At 64.4% G+C, this 18,127-nt stretch carries 18 protein-coding genes; 5 read left to right on the top strand and 13 right to left on the bottom strand.

Annotated features, from left to right (window positions below; translation table 11 throughout):
- The first annotated feature begins 52 nt into the window (after positions 1 to 52).
- From NKH90_RS03500 to NKH90_RS03490, 3 genes are read left to right on the top strand one after another with little or no spacing between them, the layout of a single operon-like run.
- Positions 53 to 1,096: a class II aldolase/adducin family protein gene (locus NKH90_RS03500; protein WP_352615432.1), complete on the top strand. Its 1,044-nt coding sequence runs from the start codon at positions 53 to 55 to the stop codon at positions 1,094 to 1,096.
- Position 1,097: 1 nt separating this feature from the next.
- On the top strand, positions 1,098 to 2,384 hold the full coding sequence (locus NKH90_RS03495; RefSeq protein WP_352817324.1) for an FGGY-family carbohydrate kinase: 1,287 nt from the start codon (positions 1,098 to 1,100) through the stop codon (positions 2,382 to 2,384).
- Complete coding sequence (locus NKH90_RS03490; protein WP_352540845.1) at positions 2,381 to 3,232, top strand: TIGR01459 family HAD-type hydrolase; 852 nt, start codon at positions 2,381 to 2,383, stop codon at positions 3,230 to 3,232. Before NKH90_RS03495 ends, NKH90_RS03490 begins: the two co-directional genes overlap by 4 nt.
- A gap of 12 nt (positions 3,233 to 3,244) precedes the next feature.
- Here NKH90_RS03490 and NKH90_RS03485 read toward each other — a convergent pair whose 3' ends face one another.
- From NKH90_RS03485 to tesB, 6 genes are all read right to left on the bottom strand, one after another.
- Positions 3,245 to 4,051 carry an exodeoxyribonuclease III gene (locus tag NKH90_RS03485; protein WP_352450145.1) on the bottom strand — a complete coding sequence of 269 codons (807 nt, stop codon included), beginning with the start codon at positions 4,049 to 4,051 and terminating at the stop codon, positions 3,245 to 3,247.
- 135 nt (positions 4,052 to 4,186) lie between these two features.
- The gene (locus tag NKH90_RS03480; protein WP_031213172.1) at positions 4,187 to 4,870 is read right to left on the bottom strand and encodes an outer membrane lipoprotein carrier protein LolA; all 684 of its coding nucleotides are present in this window, start codon (positions 4,868 to 4,870) and stop codon (positions 4,187 to 4,189) included.
- A gap of 133 nt (positions 4,871 to 5,003) precedes the next feature.
- Positions 5,004 to 7,661: an FtsK/SpoIIIE family DNA translocase gene (locus tag NKH90_RS03475; protein ID WP_352707979.1), complete on the bottom strand. Its 2,658-nt coding sequence runs from the start codon at positions 7,659 to 7,661 to the stop codon at positions 5,004 to 5,006.
- Between the two features lie 341 nt (positions 7,662 to 8,002).
- Complete coding sequence (locus NKH90_RS03470) at positions 8,003 to 9,325, bottom strand: ammonium transporter (RefSeq protein WP_352540949.1); 1,323 nt, start codon at positions 9,323 to 9,325, stop codon at positions 8,003 to 8,005.
- A 49-nt stretch (positions 9,326 to 9,374) separates the two neighbouring features.
- Entirely contained in the window at positions 9,375 to 9,713 is a 339-nt protein-coding gene (locus tag NKH90_RS03465) for a P-II family nitrogen regulator (RefSeq protein WP_023679755.1), read from the bottom strand.
- A gap of 219 nt (positions 9,714 to 9,932) precedes the next feature.
- Entirely contained in the window at positions 9,933 to 10,808 is an 876-nt protein-coding gene (gene tesB, locus NKH90_RS03460; RefSeq protein WP_031212697.1) for an acyl-CoA thioesterase II, read from the bottom strand.
- Between the two features lie 100 nt (positions 10,809 to 10,908).
- Between tesB and NKH90_RS03455 the strand changes: the two genes are divergently transcribed.
- Entirely contained in the window at positions 10,909 to 12,153 is a 1,245-nt protein-coding gene (locus NKH90_RS03455) for a ubiquinone biosynthesis hydroxylase (RefSeq protein ID WP_352708011.1), read from the top strand.
- A gap of 136 nt (positions 12,154 to 12,289) precedes the next feature.
- Here the strand turns inward: NKH90_RS03455 and NKH90_RS03450 are convergent, their stop codons facing one another.
- The 3 genes from NKH90_RS03450 to NKH90_RS03440 all read right to left on the bottom strand — a co-directional run bounded on the left by NKH90_RS03450 (position 12,290) and on the right by NKH90_RS03440 (position 13,486).
- Positions 12,290 to 12,877 (bottom strand): hypothetical protein, encoded by a 588-nt coding sequence (locus NKH90_RS03450; protein ID WP_502898798.1) that lies wholly within the window; start codon positions 12,875 to 12,877, stop codon positions 12,290 to 12,292.
- An 82-nt stretch (positions 12,878 to 12,959) separates the two neighbouring features.
- Positions 12,960 to 13,244, bottom strand: a complete 285-nt coding sequence (locus NKH90_RS03445) for a YciI family protein (protein ID WP_352817320.1) — start codon at positions 13,242 to 13,244, stop codon at positions 12,960 to 12,962.
- 2 nt (positions 13,245 to 13,246) lie between these two features.
- Entirely contained in the window at positions 13,247 to 13,486 is a 240-nt protein-coding gene (locus NKH90_RS03440; RefSeq protein ID WP_352817317.1) for a hypothetical protein, read from the bottom strand.
- 222 nt (positions 13,487 to 13,708) lie between these two features.
- On the opposite strand from NKH90_RS03440, the gene NKH90_RS03435 reads away from it, so the two are divergent.
- A complete protein-coding gene (locus tag NKH90_RS03435; protein WP_352470788.1) occupies positions 13,709 to 14,134 on the top strand; it encodes an OsmC family protein in 426 nt (141 codons plus the stop codon).
- 49 nt (positions 14,135 to 14,183) lie between these two features.
- Here the strand turns inward: NKH90_RS03435 and NKH90_RS03430 are convergent, their stop codons facing one another.
- The 4 genes from NKH90_RS03430 to sdhA all read right to left on the bottom strand — a co-directional run bounded on the left by NKH90_RS03430 (position 14,184) and on the right by sdhA (position 18,123).
- The gene (locus tag NKH90_RS03430; RefSeq protein ID WP_352817314.1) at positions 14,184 to 14,825 is read right to left on the bottom strand and encodes a YceH family protein; all 642 of its coding nucleotides are present in this window, start codon (positions 14,823 to 14,825) and stop codon (positions 14,184 to 14,186) included.
- Positions 14,826 to 15,063: 238 nt separating this feature from the next.
- A complete protein-coding gene (locus NKH90_RS03425) occupies positions 15,064 to 15,843 on the bottom strand; it encodes a succinate dehydrogenase iron-sulfur subunit (protein WP_352817311.1) in 780 nt (259 codons plus the stop codon).
- A complete protein-coding gene (locus NKH90_RS03420; protein WP_352685320.1) occupies positions 15,843 to 16,283 on the bottom strand; it encodes a DUF3052 family protein in 441 nt (146 codons plus the stop codon). The genes NKH90_RS03425 and NKH90_RS03420 overlap by 1 nt, the downstream gene beginning before the upstream one ends.
- A 1-nt stretch (position 16,284) precedes the next feature.
- Positions 16,285 to 18,123 (bottom strand): succinate dehydrogenase flavoprotein subunit, encoded by a 1,839-nt coding sequence (gene sdhA, locus NKH90_RS03415; protein ID WP_352817308.1) that lies wholly within the window; start codon positions 18,121 to 18,123, stop codon positions 16,285 to 16,287.
- Between the last annotated feature and the right edge of the window lie 4 nt (positions 18,124 to 18,127).

Raw genomic sequence — 18,127 nt, 5'->3', positions numbered from 1 at the left:
CACCGGGACGTCCAAAGCCGTGGCCACGCGGCCGGATTGTAGAGGAATTTCGATGACGATCAGTGCGGATGCGCAGGAACTGGCAGCGCTGCGGTCGCTTTCGGCCGCTATCGGCAGCGACGCGCATCTGACCCAGGCCGCCGGCGGCAACACCTCGCTGAAAGCCGGCGACACGCTCTGGATCAAGGCCTCCGGCACCTGGCTGAAGGACGCGCTCATCGCCGACATCATGGTGCCGGTCGGCATCCCGCCATTGCTCGACGCCATCGAACGGCGCGACCCGGCCGCCGAACAGCCGCAGGCCTTCACTGTCGACGCCCTCAGCGCGCGCGGCTTGCGCCCGTCGATCGAGACCACCGTGCATGCGCTGATGCCGCAGCGCATCGTTCTGCATGTTCACTGCGTCGAGACCATTTCGCTGGCCGTGCAGGCCGACTGCGAGGCCGAGGCCGCCAGGCGGCTCAACGGCCATCAATGGGCGTATATTCCCTATCGCCGGCCGGGACTGCCGCTCGCGCAGGGTATCGCCGAGCGCCTTCGGCCAGGCGTGGATATCCTGATCCTCGGCAATCACGGCCTGGTCGTTGCAGCCGAGACCGTCGCCGCGGCCGACATGCTGCTGCGGCGCGTGACACGACTGTTGGCGCGGCCGCCGCGCCAGGTGGCGGAACCGGACATCGCGGCATTGACGGCGCGCGCCGGCGACAGCGACTACAGATTGCCGGCGGACGTTGAGGCGCATGCGGTGGCGATCGACCCCGAAAGCTGCCGCATGGCTTTGGGTGGCAGCCTCTACCCCGACCACGTCATCTTTCTCGGCGAAGGCTCGGTCGTGGCGAGACCGGACGAGGGTGTGAAGCGCGTCATCGAGCGCTGCGGCGCCGCACCCGTGGCGATCCTGTTTCCTGGACTCGGCGTGTTGATGCGCGGCGACGCCGGCGCCGGTGCCGACGCCATGCAGCGCTGCCTTTCCGACGTGACGGCGCGGATCGATGTCTCGGCGAAGCTGAATTATCTGACAGCGGCGGAGAATGACGAGCTGATCAACTGGGACGCCGAAAAATATCGCCAGAAACTCAATGCCGGAGGCAGCTGACATGTCGCGTTCGTCTGGCCCGCTTGCCATCGGCATCGACATCGGCACATCCGGCGCGCGCGCCGTCGCCATGCGTCCGGACTTTTCCGTTGCCGCGCATTCCGCTATTGCCCTCGAGCGATTTGGGCCGAACGGCCGTGACCCCGCAATATGGTGGGAGGCGGTCGGCGCGACTTTGGCGGAACTGCTCAAATGTATCGATCGCGCGGCAGTGCGCTCGATCGCCGTCGACGGTACGTCGGGCACGCTGCTGCCGGTCGACGGCGCCGGGCGGCCGCTGGCCGAACCGCTGATGTACAACGACAAGGTCGCTGACGACACTATCCTGAAAGCAATAGCCGACGCGGCACCGGCAACGAGCGCTGCACTCGGGGCGACCTCCGGTCTCGCCAAGGCGCTGTCTTTCCAGCACCTGCCCGGCGTCGCCACTGTGCTGCACCAGGCAGACTGGATCGCCGGACAGTTTTCCGGCCGCTTCGATGTCAGCGACGAGAACAATGCCCTGAAGACCGGCTACGACGTCGGGGCCAGGCGCTGGCCGGACTGGATCGCGGCGACCGGCGTGCGCATGGAATTCCTGCCCCGCGTCGTGCGGCCGGGCGATGTCACGGACACGCTCACCGCCAGCGCTGCGAAGATGTTCGGCCTGCCGCGCGACGTGGTTGTCGTTGCCGGCACGACGGATGGTTGCGCCTCATTCCTGGCGACCGGTGCGAGTGCCGCGGGCGACGGCGTTACCGCGCTCGGCTCGTCGCTGACCATCAAGATCCTCTGCGACCGGCCGATCTCGGCGCCGCAATTCGGCATTTACAGCCATCGGCTGGGTGACACCTACCTGGCGGGCGGCGCCTCGAACTCCGGCGGCAAGGTGCTGGCCCAGCATTTCCCCGTCGCCCGCATTGTCGAACTCAGCAAAAAAATCGACCCGGCGACGAAGACCGGCCTCGATTATTACCCGCTGCCGGCGCCGGGCGAACGCTTCCCCATCGCCGATCCGGCGCTGCCGCCGCGCCTCGAGCCGCGGCCCGCCGACGATGCCGACTATCTGAAAGCGATGTTCGAGGGTATTGCGGCGATCGAAGCGCTCGGCTATCGCCGGCTTGCCGAACTCGGCGCCCCCCGACTGACATCGGTCAGGAGCGTCGGCGGCGGTGCGGCCAATCCGGCCTGGACAGCGATCCGGCAGCGCAAGCTTGGCGTCGCTCTCGTGCCGGCTCTTTCGGAGGAGGCCGCTGCCGGCACGGCGCGGCTGGCGCTGATGGGCGCAAGCGCAGCGGGGCTTTTATGACGGCCAAGGCAATTCAACACCTCGACGGCATCGCCGCGCTGACCGACCGCTATCAGGTGTTCCTGCTCGACCAATTTGGTGTGCTGCACGACGGCACCAGCGCCTATCCAGGTGCTGTCGAAGCGTTGTCGGCACTCAAGCGCGCCGGCAAGACCATCGTACTGATCTCGAATTCCGGCAAGCGGGCGCAACCCAATGAGCACCGCCTGCTGAAGCTCGGCTTCGAACCGGGAAGCTGGGACCACTTTGTCTCCTCCGGCGAGGTGGCATGGCGCTCTTTCCACCAAATGGCAGCATCCGGAGCCCTGCGCCCGCAGACAAAATGCCTGCTGATCCGCCGCGACAATGACCGTTCGGCTGTCGACGGCCTGCCCTTCGTCCTGGCCAAGGACGGCGACGATGCCGAACTGGTGCTGATTTCCGCCAGCGAGGGCGATCGCTACGACCTCGACCATTATCGCCGGCTTCTTGGTCCGGCGGCGGCGCGGCGGGTGCCATGCTTCTGCACCAATCCCGACAAGATCATGCTGACTGCCGTCGGCCCTCGCTTCGGCGCCGGCCGGCTCGCCGATCTCTATGAGAGCCTCGGCGGCAGCGTGTCGCGCATTGGCAAGCCCAATCCGCAGATATTCGAGGCAGCGCTGGCACTGGCGGGCCACCCGGAGCGCGACAGCGTGGTCTGCGTCGGCGACAGCGTCGAGCACGACATCGCCGGCGGCAACGGCGTCGGTGTCGCGACGACGCTGGTCCTGTCGGGCATATTGGCGGGGGCGCCTGACCTGGAGGACGTTTTCGCCACGCTGAATGCCCGTCCCGACTACATCGCGGATAGCTTCAGGTTTCGCTGAGGCGAGACAAAGCTAATCCAGGTTGAAACGCCCGATCACCGGCACATGGTCCGAGGGCCGTTCCCAGCCGCGCGCCGGCCGCAGGATTTCATAGCCGGCAAAATGCGGCACCAGGTTTGGCGACGACCAGACATGGTCGAGGCGGCGGCCGCGATTTGAGGCCTGCCAATCCTGGGCGCGATAGCTCCACCAGGTGTAGAGTTTCTCCTCGTAAGGCACATTGAGCCGCATCAGGTCGATCCAGTCGCCGGCGAGCCGCATTGCCTCGAAGTTTTCTGTCTCGACCGGCGTATGGCTGACGACATTGAGGAGCTGCTTGTGCGACCAGACATCGTGCTCGAGCGGCGCGATGTTGAGGTCGCCGACCAGGATCGAGCCGGAGTGCTCGTCATGCTCGGCCCGCACGGCGTTCATCTCGGCAACGAAATCGAGCTTGTGCTTGAACTTGCGGTTGACGGCCGGGTCGGGCTCGTCGCCGCCGGCCGGAACGTAGAAATTGTGCAGCAGGATCGTTTTGCCGCCGGCGTTGACGGTGACCGACAGATGCCGGCTGTCGTCGATCTCGCAGAAGCGGCGCTTTTCGACCACCTCGATCGGCCGCCGCGCTATGGTGGCAACGCCGTGATAGCCCTTCTGGCCATGGAAGGCGATGTGCTCGTAGCCGAGCTTGCGGAACGCCTTCTCCGGAAACAATTCGTCCGGAACCTTGGTTTCCTGCAGGCAGAGCACGTCCGGCGCCTGCTCGACCAGCAGGCGCTCGACGATCGGCATGCGCAGCCGGACGGAGTTGATGTTCCAGGTAGCGACGGAAAACGGCATGTGGGGTTCCGGACAACGCAAGATCCGCCGGATGGCTCCGACGGAAGTCAATCGCGGAAACTACTGCCAGCCGCGCACCGCAAAAACAAGCCGCCCGCACCAACGCGGGAAAAGCTATCCCGCAGCAGTAGGAAGTTACCGCGTCTTGGTGTTCAGCTCGCGGTTCGCCGTATAGTCGATGGCGAAGGTGTCGGGGGCGAAGCTGACGCCCTCCTTGGTGTTGAAGATCATCACCGTCGTGTCCTTGCCTTGCGCATCGGTGATGGTCCACTGCCGCAATTCATAAGATTTCGGATCGAACATCATGGTGATCTTCGAATTGCCGAACACCGATTTGTCAGCAAGCTGGATGGTGGTGAGATCGTCCTCTTCCTTGACGCTTCTGACGCGCCCGCCCGACAGATCGATCTTGTCGTCGAGCAGCAGCTTCAGCGGCGTCTTCGACAGCGGATAGAGGTCGGACGTCCGCAGCTTCTTGTTGAGGATGACCACCGACTTGCCGTCGGAAATCACCCTGAAATTCGAGGCGCCGTCATAATTGAAGCGGATCTTGCCCGGCCGTTCCAGAAAGAACTTGCCGCCGGTCTGCTCGCCCTTGGGTCCGAACTGCACGAACTCGCCGCTCATCGATTTGACCGAGGAGAAATGATCGGCGATCTTCTGCGCCGTCGCCGGAACCGCTGCTTGCGCCGACGCCAGCAGCTGGAAGCCGGGCACGAGGTTGGCGGCCGCCGCACCGGCCAGGACCAGGCCGAGGCCGAGCACCTGCCGGCGGGTTGGGGCGAAATCCCTGCTTGGGGCGAGAGTTGCGTTTTTCATGCCGGTCACCATCATCTGATTGCTTGCTCGTTATATTGGTCTGGCCCCCCAGTTGGGCTTAAGTTTGGCGGGCCGCACGGCGCCCGTCGTTGCAACGCGCCAAAAGGTTCAAAGTTGCCGGCGCGGACGCGCTCTAGAACTTGTCGTCCTCCGTCGGCACCAGGATTTCGCGTTTTCCGGCATGGTTGGCCGGGCCGACAATGCCTTCCTTCTCCATCTTCTCGATGATCGAGGCGGCGCGGTTGTAGCCGATGCCGAGCCGGCGCTGGATGTAGCTGGTCGAGGCCTTGCCGTCGCGCAGCACCACCGCGACCGCCTGGTCGTAGGGATCGTCGGAATCCTCGAAATTGCCGCCGTCGCCGCCGCCACTGCCTTTGCCCGTCGGCTCATCGTCATCCTTGTCGTCGTCCTCGGTGATGGCGTCGAGGTATTCCGGCACGCCCTGCAATTTCAGATGCGCGACAATCTTCTCCACCTCGTCGTCGGAGACGAAGGGACCGTGCACGCGCTGGATGCGGCCGCCGCCGGCCATGTAGAGCATGTCGCCCATTCCGAGCAGCTGTTCGGCGCCCTGTTCGCCCAGGATGGTGCGGCTGTCGATCTTCGATGTCACCTGGAAGGAGATGCGGGTCGGGAAATTCGCCTTGATGGTGCCGGTGATGACGTCGACCGATGGCCGCTGCGTCGCCATGATGACATGGATGCCGGCGGCGCGCGCCATCTGCGCCAGGCGCTGCACCGCGCCTTCGATGTCCTTGCCGGCGACCATCATCAAATCGGCCATCTCGTCGATGATGACGACGATGTAGGGCATCGGCTCGAGGTCGAGGTTCTCCGTCTCGTAGATCGCCTCGCCGGTTTGGCGGTCGAAGCCGGTCTGCACGGTGCGCGAGATCCTTTCGCCCTTTTTCTCAGCCTGCTGCACGCGCGCGTTGAAGCCGTCGATGTTGCGGACGCCGACCTTGGACATCTTGCGGTAGCGGTCCTCCATCTCCCGCACGGTCCATTTCAGCGCCACCACCGCCTTCTTCGGATCGGTGACGACCGGCGTCAGAAGATGCGGAATGCCGTCATAGACCGAGAGCTCCAGCATCTTTGGATCGATCATGATCAGCCGGCAGTCCTGCGGCGTCAGCCGGTAGAGCAGCGACAGGATCATGGTGTTGATGGCGACGGACTTGCCCGAGCCGGTGGTGCCGGCGACCAGCACGTGCGGCATCTTGGCGATGTCGACGATCACCGCCTCGCCATTGATGGTCTTGCCCAGCGCCAGCGCCAGCTTGGCCTTGGTGGTTTCGAAATCGCGGCTGGCCATGATCTCGCGCAAATAGACCGTCTCGCGCCTGGCGTTCGGCAATTCGATGCCGATCGCGTTGCGGCCGGGCACCACGGCGACACGGCAGGCGATGGCGCTCATCGAGCGGGCGATGTCGTCGGACAGGCCGATGACCCGCGACGATTTGATGCCGGGCGCCGGTTCCAGCTCGTAGAGCGTGACGACCGGACCCGGACGCACATGGATGATTTCGCCCTTGACGCCGAAATCCTCCAGCACGCCCTCGAGCAGGCGGGCGTTCTGCTCCAGCGCATCCTTGGACAGGCTGGCGTCGCGCACCACGTTCTTTGGTTCCGACAGGAAGTGCAGCGACGGCATCTCGAATTTTTCCGAGCCGATCAGCGAAGTCTGCGCCTCGCGCTGGACGCGGGCGCCGGGGGCCGGCCGCGGCGCCGGCGCCTCGACGCGTGTCGCCGCGTCGGAGCGGAAGTTCTGCACCTTGGCCGTCGGCGCGGCGCGGCGCTGGCCGGCCGGCTCGGGCGCGAAATCCATGTCGTCGTCATTGTCGTCGTTATCGAAGACGTCGGCATCGTCAGGGTCGATCGAGGCACTGCGGTCGTTGACCATGGCGGCGAAGAATTCCGGCTCGACGCGGGCGCGCCCGCCCGGGCTCATCCGCGCCTCGGCGAACTCGGCCGATTCGACCCGTTCGGCCGCCCGCCGCCAGGCGCTGGGGCGCGGTTCCATCTCCGGCTCGAAATCGTCGCGCTCGCGCCGGCGCGCGGCGCGGCGGCGCAGATAGGCCCGCAGCGACAGCCACCAGTGGGTGATGGCGCCAAGCGCCAATATACCTTCGTCGCCCTCGTCCTCTTCATTGTCGAAAAGCAGGTCGTCCTGCGGATCCGGCACTGCAGGCTGTTCGAGGACCGCAAAGCCGTTCTTGCGCGAAATCAGCGCCGAGCCATACAAGAATACCCACAGCGCCGGCGCTGCCAGGAGCACGGCGAGCACGCTGGCGACGAGGCCGGTCGGATAGCCGCCGATGACCAGGCCCGGGATATTGAGCACCATGTCGCCGAAGACGCCGCCGAGGCCGGTCGGCAGCGGCCAGGTCTTGGGCGGTACCACGCAGCCGGCAATTGCCGCGCCAAGCAGCGAAAACCCGAACCAGGCCAGCGCCCGTTTCGGCAGCCGGTCGACGCCGCGCGCGGTAAACAGCAGAAATCCCCAGATCACCGCCGGCACCAGCGCCGCAACGGCGGCAAGTCCGAAGAACTGCATGGCAATGTCGGAAAAGACGGCGCCGGCATAACCCATTGCATTGGTGACGATATTGTCGGTGGCGTGCGAAAAGCTCGGATCGGCGACGTTCCAGGTGGCAAGGGCGGCGACGCCGAAACCAACCAGAGCAAACAGCCCGGCACCGACCAGCCGCCCGACCTGACGCCTCGCGAACGACCGGATGCCGTGCTCCGTATCGGCCAGCGCAAGCGGTGCTGAAGCCCCTGAACGCATGCTTTTCCTCGTCTGTCGTTGCCCGGCCGGGCGCGGACGCGCAACACGGCAGATTCGGCTGTCAGACTAGCGGCGGGAAGGTTAAGGGCGCATTAACCATGGGCATTCTGCGTCACCGGAACGGGCGACCGCCACCACAGTTCGGAGCGTTGCGGCCGCTGTTTCACGCCGCCGGCGGATCGAGCACCTTGATCAAGCGATTGTGTGATCGAGCCATAACGGCCGCCTGCACACAAAAAAGAGGCCCGGAAGGTTTCCGGGCCTCAAGGCGTGAGCCCTTTCGGGAGCATCACGACGGGATCTTCCCGGCACCGGCAAACGCCGGTGCCAGCCAATAAACCTCACGGCACCACTTCGCCGTGCTGGCTGATGTCGAGGCCTTCGACCTCTTCCTGGGTCGAAGGACGCAGGCCGACCAGCGCCTTGACGATATAGAGGATCACGAAGCTCGCGATCGCCGTCCACAGGATGGTGAAGACGATACCGTAGAGCTGCTTGCCGACAGAGGCACCCGAGCCAAGGCTGTTGATCGCCGGATCGGCGAGCACGCCGGTCAGCAATGCACCGATGATGCCGCCGATGCCGTGCACGCCGAATGCATCGAGCGAGTCGTCATAGCCGAACGCGTGCTTGAGCTTGACGGCCGAGACGTAGCAGAGCACGCCGGCGACGATGCCGACGATGAAGGCGCCGGTCGGATTGACGAAACCGGAAGCCGGCGTCACCGCGACCAGGCCGGCGACGGCGCCCGAGATGATGCCAAGCACGCTCGGCTTCTTGGCGACGATCCATTCGGCGAACATCCAGGCGAGCGCCGCGGCGGCAGCGGCAACCTGGGTGTTCAGCATCGCGGCACCGGCAAGGCCGTCGGCGGCCAGTTCCGAGCCGGCGTTGAAGCCGAACCAGCCGACCCACAGCAGCGAAGCGCCGATGACGGAGTAGACGAGGTTGTGCGGCGCCATGTTGGTGGTGCCGTAGCCTTCACGTTTGCCGAGAACCAGCGCGCAGACCAGGCCGGCAACGCCGGCGTTGATGTGAACGACCGTGCCGCCGGCGAAATCGAGAACGCCGGCTGTGCCGAGGAAGCCGCCGCCCCACACCCAGTGCGCGATCGGGGCGTAGACCACCAGCAGCCACGCGCCCATGAAGATGAGCAGCGCCGAGAACTTCATGCGTTCGGCGAAGGCGCCGGCAATCAGCGCCGGCGTGATGATGGCGAAGGTCATCTGGAACATCGAGAAGACGAACTCAGGAATGTTCGCCACGCCCGGCAGCCACAGCGAGGAGGTGGTGATGCCGTTGTGGAAGAACTTCGAGAAGCCGCCGAGATAGGCATTCATGCCGCCGCCATCCGAGAAGGCCAGCGAGTAGCCGAACATGAACCACAGCACCGTCACCAGGCAGGTGATGGCAAAGCTCTGCATGATGGTGGCGAGCACGTTCTTTTTGCGCACCATGCCGCCATAAAACAGCGCCAGGCCCGGTACGGTCATCATCAGCACCAGCGCCGTCGAGGTCAGCATCCAGGCTGTGTTGCCGGTGTCGAGCGCGGGCGCAGGGGCAGCCGGTGCCGCCGGTGCCGCTTCCTGCGCGAACGCAGCAACCGTGCCCAGCGCAGCGAGAGCGAGCGAACCTAAAACGGCCGCGCGTCCCGTTATCTTCAAGGTGGAAGGAATATTCATTGAACTCTCCATTGGAATACGTATCCGCAGCTCAAAGCGCGTCGGTGTCTGTTTCGCCGGTGCGAATGCGCACCGCCTGGTCGATGCCGAAAACGAAGATCTTGCCGTCGCCGATCTGGCCGGTCTTGGCCGCCGCGGTGATGGCTTCGACGGCCTTGTCGACCATGTCGACAGCGACCGCGACTTCGATCTTGATCTTCGGCAGGAAGCTGACCGCGTATTCCGCCCCGCGATAGATTTCCGTGTGACCCTTCTGACGTCCGTAGCCTTTTACTTCGGTGACGGTCAGGCCCTGGATGCCGACTGCGGTGAGCGCCTCGCGCACCTCGTCGAGCTTGAACGGCTTTATGATTGCCATCACGATCTTCATAAGGTTTCACCCTTTGCTGTTGCGGGTCCCCGCGTTTGCACGACTTCGCCGATCCCCATGAGAGCCGGAGAGTGCCCGCTAGGATTCAAGCTCCGTGCCAATTGCCGAAGCAGGGTGTTAAGCTGTTGTTAAACAACGAAATCGAGAAGGTCTGGCAGCTGCCTGTTCACAGGCGCGGCAGTGCATATGCTTAAAAAATAGGCAAATTTCGAAAAATGCCTACTCCGCAGGCGGCCGCTTCAGCCGGATGAGTCCTTCTTGGGCAACCGAGGCGATCAAGGTGCCGTCGCGGGCAAACAGCGAGCCGCGGGTAAAGCCACGCGATCCTTGCGTCGACGGACTGTCTTGCGTGTACAGCATCCAGTCGTCGAGCGGATGGCTGCGGTGGAACCACATGGCGTGGTCGAGGCTGGCTGCCTGGATATCACGATCGAAAATGGCGCGGCCATGAGCAAAGGTCGAGGTGTCGAGCAGCGTCATATCCGAGAGGTAAGCGAGCACGGCCGCCTGCGTGGCGCGGTCGGCCGGCACCGGGCCGGTGGTGCGGATCCAGATGTTCTGCTTCGGCTCGAGCTTTTCCCGGCTGGTATAATGCTTCAGCATCACCGGCTTCATCTCGATCGGCCGGTCGCGCTCCCAATAGCGCTTGATGCCGTCGGGCACGGCTTCGCCGAACTTGCCCAGCAATTCGCGCTGCGACAGCAACGTGTCGGGCGCCGGCACGTCCTGCGGCATCGGCACCTGATGTTCCAGGCCGACCTCATCCTGCTGGAACGAGGCTTCCAGCGAAAAGATCGCCTGGCCGTGCTGGATCGCCACGACGCGGCGCGTGGTGAAGGAGCCGCCGTCACGGATGCGGTCGACCTCGTAGATGATAGGCACCTTGGTGTCGCCCGGCCGCATGAAATAGCCATGCAGCGAATGCACGTGGCGCTCGGGCTCGACCGTTCGCTGCGCGGCGACCAGCGCCTGGGCGATGGTCTGGCCGCCGAAGATGCGCTGCCAATCGAGCTTGGGGCTGCGACCACGATACAGGTTGTGTTCCAGCTGCTCGAGGTCGAGAATGCCGAGAAGCTCGTCCATGGCTGCCGTCATCTTGACCTCGCCGCAAAATTACCATGGCGGTTTCCGACAGGAACAGCGGGCAGTCAAGGGCGGAATGCCCGGCGACAGTCAGGCTGCGAAAGGAATTGCCATGGTCGACAGCAAGAATTCGCTCGACGTTCTGGTCGCCGGCGCCGGTTATGTCGGCCTGGCCGCCGCCGTGTCGCTGAAGCAGGCGCGGCCGAGCCTCGCCGTCGCCGTCGTCGATGCAGCACCCGCCAGGGTCTGGCAGAAGGACGGCCGCGCCTCGGCGATTGCCGCCGCCGCGTGCCGCATGCTCGACCAGCTCGGCGTCTGGAACGAGATCGCGCCGGGGGCGCAGGCGATCACCGAAATGATCGTCACAGATTCGCGCACATCCGATCCGGTCCGCCCGGTGTTCCTCACCTTCGACGGCGAGGTCGCGCCCGGCGAACCCTTTGCGCATATGGTCGCCAACAAGGATTTGAACGGCGCCTTGCGCCGGCGCGCCGAACAACTCGGCATCGGCATCATCGAAGGCGTCGCCGTCAGCGCCTTCGACATCAACGGCGCCGGCATCACCGTGCATCTTGCCGACGGCGCGACGCTGAAGGCGCGGCTGCTGGTTGCCGCCGACGGCGTCAATTCGAAGCTGCGCGACATGGCCGGCATCAAGACGGTGAAATGGGAGTATGGCCAGTCCGGCATCGTCTGCACGGTGGCGCACGAGCGGCCGCACAACGGCCGCGCCGAAGAGCATTTCCTCCCCGCAGGCCCGTTTGCCACGCTGCCACTCAAGCCGGGCAAGGACGGCACCAACCGCTCGTCGATCGTCTGGGTCGAACGGTCGCAGGATGCCGAGAAACTGGTCAGTGGCGACACGCTGGTCCTGGAATATGAGCTCGAGCAGCGCTTTGGCCTGAAACTCGGCGAAATCCATCTCGCCGACAAGCCGCGTGCCTGGCCGCTCGGGCTGATCATTGCGCGCGCCTTCGTCGCGCCGCGCATCGCCTTGGCCGGCGACGCCGCCCACGGCATCCACCCGATCGCCGGCCAGGGTCTCAATCTCGGCTTCAAGGACGTGGCGGCGCTGGCCGAAGTGGTGGTCGAGGCCGACCGGCTCGGCCAGGACATCGGCGCGCTCGACGTGCTCGAGCGCTACCAGCAATGGCGGCGTTTCGACACGGTGCAGATGGGCATCACCACCGATGTGCTGAACCGGATGTTTTCCAACGATTTCGGCCCGCTGCGCACTTTGCGCGACATCGGCCTCGGTCTCGTCGAGCGCATGCCCCGGCTGAAGGGGTTTTTCATCCGCCAGGCGTCGGGTCTGTCCGGCGACACGCCGAAACTGTTGAAGGGCGAGGCGATCTAAACAGGCCCTGAAGCTTCCCCAACTTCGTCATCCCTGGGCGTAGCGACGCGAAGCGGAGAGAAGACCCAGGATGACGAAGCGATCAGGCGTCTCGGCTTGATCGCCATGCGGTCTGCCGAATTTCGTATCAGGGGACTTAGTTGACCTCGAAGCCCAGCTTCTGGCGCAGCCGCAGCATGCGCTGGTCGGGAATCTGCAGGTTTTGTCCGCCGGCTTCCGCCGCACGGCTGACCATCCGCAGCAGATCGCTCCTTTCGGCCGCGTCGAGCCGTTCGCGCAGGAACGGTGCCAGCTTGTCGATTACGACCGTGGCGTCGTCGATTTGCGATGCCGCCCATTTGGCGTAGATCATCGCTTCATCGGTCTGTTTTTTGTCGGCAATCTCCGAGATCACCGATCGAATGGCAGCTTCGCGTTGCGGCAGCACAGGACCATGTTCGGAAACGATGGCGGTGATCAGCGTCGCGGCGGCGACGACCGGATCGTCGATCGCCGTCAGCGGCGAGAGCGCCGCCTGCTTGCGTAGTTTCTTGCGGCGGACGTTGCCCTGGACGCGGCCAACCACGTCGGCAACCTCACGCGCCGCGTCGTTCATGGTCTTCAGCCGGTACCACCAGAACGCCGCCGCCCCCAGCAGGCCGATTGCAGCATCAATATATGCATGCCCAAGATCCCCCAATCTCGGGCGACGATAGGAGAAGTATTGCTTCGCTTCAACACGCAAAAGTTGCGCCGATTGAAGAAAACGACAGCCCGCGCCAGTCGCCGGCCGCCATCACTTTGCTAAGGATCTTATCGGGACATCCCTACGACCCCGGCACCTTGTAGATCGCCCGCACCTCGATCGTGCCGATTTCGGCGAGCGGAATCTCGCCCGCGATCCCCAGCGCCTCGTCGAGGCTCTTGCCCTTGCGCCTGCGAACGGTTTTCGACGTTTTCACCGATTGCAGCGCCTGCGCGATGATCAGCATCCCGCGTTGGTCCAATGACCGGTCATGGGCCATCGAATCGGCGTCGAGCTTGGCCAGCCTCTCGGGGGTCATTGCGTAGAGATCTTTTTCTTCACCATAGACTAGGCAAACATACTTCATTTTTATCTCCATTCCTGGCTTGAAGCCGAAGACGAGGCTACGGAAGTCTCCGCGGAGCCCTTGCCTGCCGCAGAATCGAGACCGGCCGCAGCATAGTCGAGAAGAGATACCGCAATCCCAATGATGGCAATCGCCGCAAGCAGTCGGCCGAAGCCGGAAGGCTGCAGGCGCGACCAGTCGGCTTGTTGTTCACCGGCCCTGTGGCCGGTGCTTGTCCAGTGAGCAGAAAACAGATTGTTCATGTGGTCCTCCATCCGGCCACCAAGTCCATGGCCGCCCGCAGGACGGCCGGGACAGATGGAAGTCGACATTTTTGCACGCATATTTTTTTCGAATTTTTTTCGCTCGACATGATGTGTCACGCCGCCGCCGATACGAAAGCGTGGGTGGCCTTCGCTCCCGCGCGCGCTATAGTCGACTGGATGCCGATCACGGGCTCAGCCACGACAATCAAGGAGGAATTGATGGACCGCACCGCCAACGCCGTTTGGAAAGGCAGTTTCAAGGAAGGCAAGGGCACACTCGAAACCCAGAGCGGGGTGCTGAAGGGCACACCCTATTCGGCCAAGACGCGTTTCGAGGATGAAAGCGGCAAATCCGGCACAAACCCGGAAGAGCTGATCGCCGCCGCCCATGCCGGCTGCTACGCCATGCAGCTTTCGCATTTTCTCGCCGAGAACGGCACTCCGGCTGCCGAGCTCGACGCCAAGGCCGTGGTAACGCTGGTCCCCGGCACCGGCATCACCGGCAGCGCGATCACGCTGGTCGGCAAGGTACCGGGCATTGATGCCGCCAAGTTCAAGGAATTGGCCGAGAAGGCCAAGGCCGAATGCCCGGTCTCGAAAGCGCTCGGCGCCATCAAAGTATCGCTCGACGCCAGGCTCGGGTGAGAGCTGGTCTGCGAAAAGCGGGCGATCCTTCGCGCCCCCTCTCGAATGATTATTGGCTTTTTTCGCCAACGAGCGCGTCGAGGCGGGCGCGCAATGCCGCGACCTCCTCCTCGAGGGCCCGCACGCGCATTTCCATATCCGACGCCGGCGAGGACGACTGCAGGGGTGCTGCGGCAGCCGACAGCTGCGGCGGCCCGCTGAGCAGATGGACGTAGCGATCCTCGCGCTGGCCTGGGCCGCGATCGATCTGCTGCACCAGCGGCGGCCTGCGGCCGATCAGCAGATCGAGATTGCCGCGAAGCTCGTCGATCGACGGCAGCCGCGCCATGCGCTCGCTTCGCGCCAGCAATTCATAGGCCGTCTGCGGGCCGCGCAGCAGCAACAGGCCGAGCAGCGCGATCTGCGCCGAGGTCAGGGAAAAGCGCTGCGCCACCACATGCTCGTAGCGCTCGACGCGCGACGCAAACACCTGCCTGACGAGGCCCTTCTGCTCCAGCTGGCCAAGCGCTCTTCTGAGCTCGGCAAGTTCGACCGACATTACCGGCTCGCGCGCCGTCTTCTGGTTGGCAGCGGCAAGTGCCGCATTGAGCGTCAGCGGATAGACGTCCGGCGTCAGCTCCTTCTTCTCGATAAGGCAGCCGAGCACGCGGGCTTCGATCGGAGAGAGGATGGGAAGGTCGATATCGGTCATAAGTTTGCTATCCTTTCGAACTCGGCGGGACAGCGCCCCCCTCTGTCCTGCCGGACATCTCCCCCTCTAGTGGGGAGATTGGCTGTCATCACCGCTTCGCCACCTTTCAAGGCTGCAGAAAGGGCGCTGTCCTCCAAGCTGCTAATCTCTCCCCTTGAGGGGGAGATGTCCGGCAGGACAGAGGGGGCGCGAAGGATCGCTGCGGACGAGACGATCTCGGCTGCAACCCGCCCGCCGCCTAAACCCGTCGCTCCACCATCATCTTCTTGATCTCGGCGATCGCCTTCGCCGGGTTGAGCCCCTTGGGGCAAGTCTGGGCGCAGTTCATGATGGTGTGGCAGCGATAGAGCCGGAACGGGTCTTCGAGATTGTCGAGCCGCTCGCCCGTCGCCTCGTCCCTGGAATCGATCAGCCAGCGATAGGCCTGCAGCAGCGTCGCCGGGCCGAGATAGCGCTCGCCGTTCCACCAGTAGCTCGGGCAGGAGGTCGAGCAGCAGGCGCACAAGATGCACTCATAGAGCCCGTCGAGCTTTTCGCGGTCCTCATGGCTCTGCAGCCATTCCTTGGCCGGCTCGGGCGACACCGTCTTCAGCCACGGCTCGATCGAGGCGTGCTGTGCGTAGAAAGTGGTGAGGTCGGGCACCAGGTCCTTGACCACTTGCATGTGCGGCAGCGGATAGACCTTGATCGCGCCGGAAATGTCGTCGCAGCCCTTGGTGCAGGCCAGCGTGTTCGACCCGTCGATGTTCATGGCGCACGAGCCGCAGATGCCCTCGCGGCAGGAGCGGCGCAGCGTCAGCGTCGGGTCGATCTTGTTCTTGATCCAGAGCAGCGCGTCGAGCACCATCGGCCCGCAATCGTCCATGTCGACGAAATACGTATCCATGCGCGGGTTCTCGTCATCGTCCGGCGACCAGCGGTAGATGCGGTATTCGCGCAGGTTGGTCGCGCCCTCCGGCTTCGGCCAGGTTTTTCCGGCCATGATCTTCGAGTTTTTCGGAAGCGTGAGTTCGACCATTACCTCAGGTCCTTTCGGATGACGAGCTTCAGCCCGGACCAGATCTCGTTCACGGCGGCGACCTTGACGTCGACGAGGTCGAGCTTCAGCGCCTCTGTGCGGATAACGTCCTCGGTGACGTCGGTCGGCACTTTCGATGCCTTCTTCGGCCATGACACCCAGACCATGCCGTCCCGCTTGATCGCCGCTTCGACGTCGCCTAGACGGTCCTCGATCTCGATACGCTGCCGGGTGAAAGCATGTACGGCATCGTATTTCTCATGAACGCCCGAAATCGCCGACCAGTTGGCCAGCCGGTCGAGCTCGGCAAAATCCACGGCTTCGGTCAAATCCTCGAGTTCGGCCGGCAAGGCGACGAAAGCGGCAATCATCCCGTCCTTCAGGCCGAGCTTGGCCGGAAGGGGCGTGCCGGAATATCCCGCAACCGCCAGCAGCCTCATCTCAATACACCCTGGCCTTTGGCGCGATCTTGGCCGGGTTGATGCCGCCGTCTGCCTCCTTAAGCAGCGTTTCGGTGTGCACCGGCCGGTAGGTGAGCGCCACCTCGCCGGCCTCGTTGAGCCGGGCCAGCGTATGCTTGCGCCAGTTGGCGTCGTCGCGGGCCGAAAAGTCCTCCCGCGCGTGCGCGCCGCGGCTTTCCTTGCGCGCCTCGGCGCCGTAGACGGTGGTGATGGCGTTGGCCATCAGGTTTTCCAGCTCCAGCGTCTCGACCAGGTCGGAGTTCCAGATCATCGAGCGGTCAAACACCTTGACGTCGCCGAGTTCACCCCAGATCTGCGAAATGCGCCTGCAGCCGCTTTCCAGCGATTCCTGGGTGCGGAACACCGCTGCGTCCTCCTGCATCGCCTTCTGCATCTTTTCGCGCAAAACCGCTGTCGGCGTCGAGCCGTTGGCGTGACGCATCCGGTCGAAGCGGTCCATGATCTTTTCGACGGCGGCCTCGTTGGGCGAAGGGATCGCCGATGTGCGGTCGATCACCTGGCCGGCCCGGATTGCCGCCGCACGGCCGAACACGACCAGGTCGATCAGCGAGTTGGAGCCCAGCCGGTTAGCACCGTGCACCGAGGCGCAGCCGGCTTCGCCGACCGCCATCAGCCCGGGCGACACCTGGTCCGGATTCGACGCCGTCGGGTTCAGCACCTCGCCCCAGTAATTGGTAGGCACGCCGCCCATATTGTAGTGGACCGTCGGCAGCACCGGGATCGGCTCCTTGGTCAGGTCGACACCCGCAAAGATCTTTGCCGATTCCGAAATACCCGGAAGCCTCTCGTGCAGAACGGCCGGGTCGAGATGGTCGAGATGCAGGAAAATGTGATCCTTCTTCGGGCCGACGCCGCGGCCCTCGCGGATTTCCAGCGTCATGCAGCGCGAGACCACGTCGCGCGAAGCCAGATCCTTGGCTGACGGCGCGTAGCGTTCCATGAAGCGCTCGCCCTCGGAATTGACGAGATAGCCGCCCTCGCCGCGCGCGCCCTCGGTGATCAGGCAGCCGGCGCCGTATATGCCGGTGGGGTGGAACTGCACGAACTCCATATCCTGCAGCGGCAGGCCCGCGCGTGCGGCCATGCCGCCGCCATCGCCGGTGCAGGTATGCGCCGAGGTGGCCGAGAAATAGGCGCGGCCATAGCCGCCGGTCGCCAGCACCACCATCTTGGCCGAAAAGCGGTGGATGGTGCCGTCGTCGAGGTTCCAGGCGACGACGCCGGTGCAGGTGCCGTCCGGCTCCATGATCAGGTCGAGCGCGAAATACTCGATGAAGAACTGCGCATTATGCTTCAGCGACTGGCCGTAGAGCGTGTGCAGCATGGCGTGGCCGGTGCGGTCGGCGGCCGCACAGGTGCGCTGCACCGGCGGCCCCTCGCCGAAATTCATCATCATGCCGCCGAACGGCCGCTGGTAGATTTTCCCGTCCTCGGTGCGGCTGAAGGGAACGCCGTAGTGCTCGAGCTCGTAGACCGCCGCCGGCGCTTCGCGCACCATGTATTCTTGAGCGTCGGTGTCGCCCAGCCAATCTGAGCCTTTGACGGTGTCGAAGAGATGCCACTGCCAGTTGTCGGGACCCATATTGGCGAGCGAGGCGGCGATGCCGCCCTGCGCCGCAACCGTATGCGAGCGCGTCGGGAACACTTTGGTGATGCAGGCGGTGCGCAGGCCCTGTTCGGCCATGCCGAGCGCGGCGCGCAGGCCGGCGCCGCCGGCGCCGACGACCACGACGTCGAATTTGTGATCGACATAGCTATAGGCGGAAGCCGTGTTGGCGTTCTTCGCGTCCTTGGCCAAAAAA

This window comes from Mesorhizobium sp. M0898 (assembly GCF_040319695.1).
In the GTDB taxonomy this organism is placed as follows: Bacteria; Pseudomonadota; Alphaproteobacteria; order Rhizobiales; family Rhizobiaceae; genus Mesorhizobium.
Note: the sequence above shows the minus strand (reverse complement) of the source record. Positions and strands in the feature narration are given on the sequence as shown.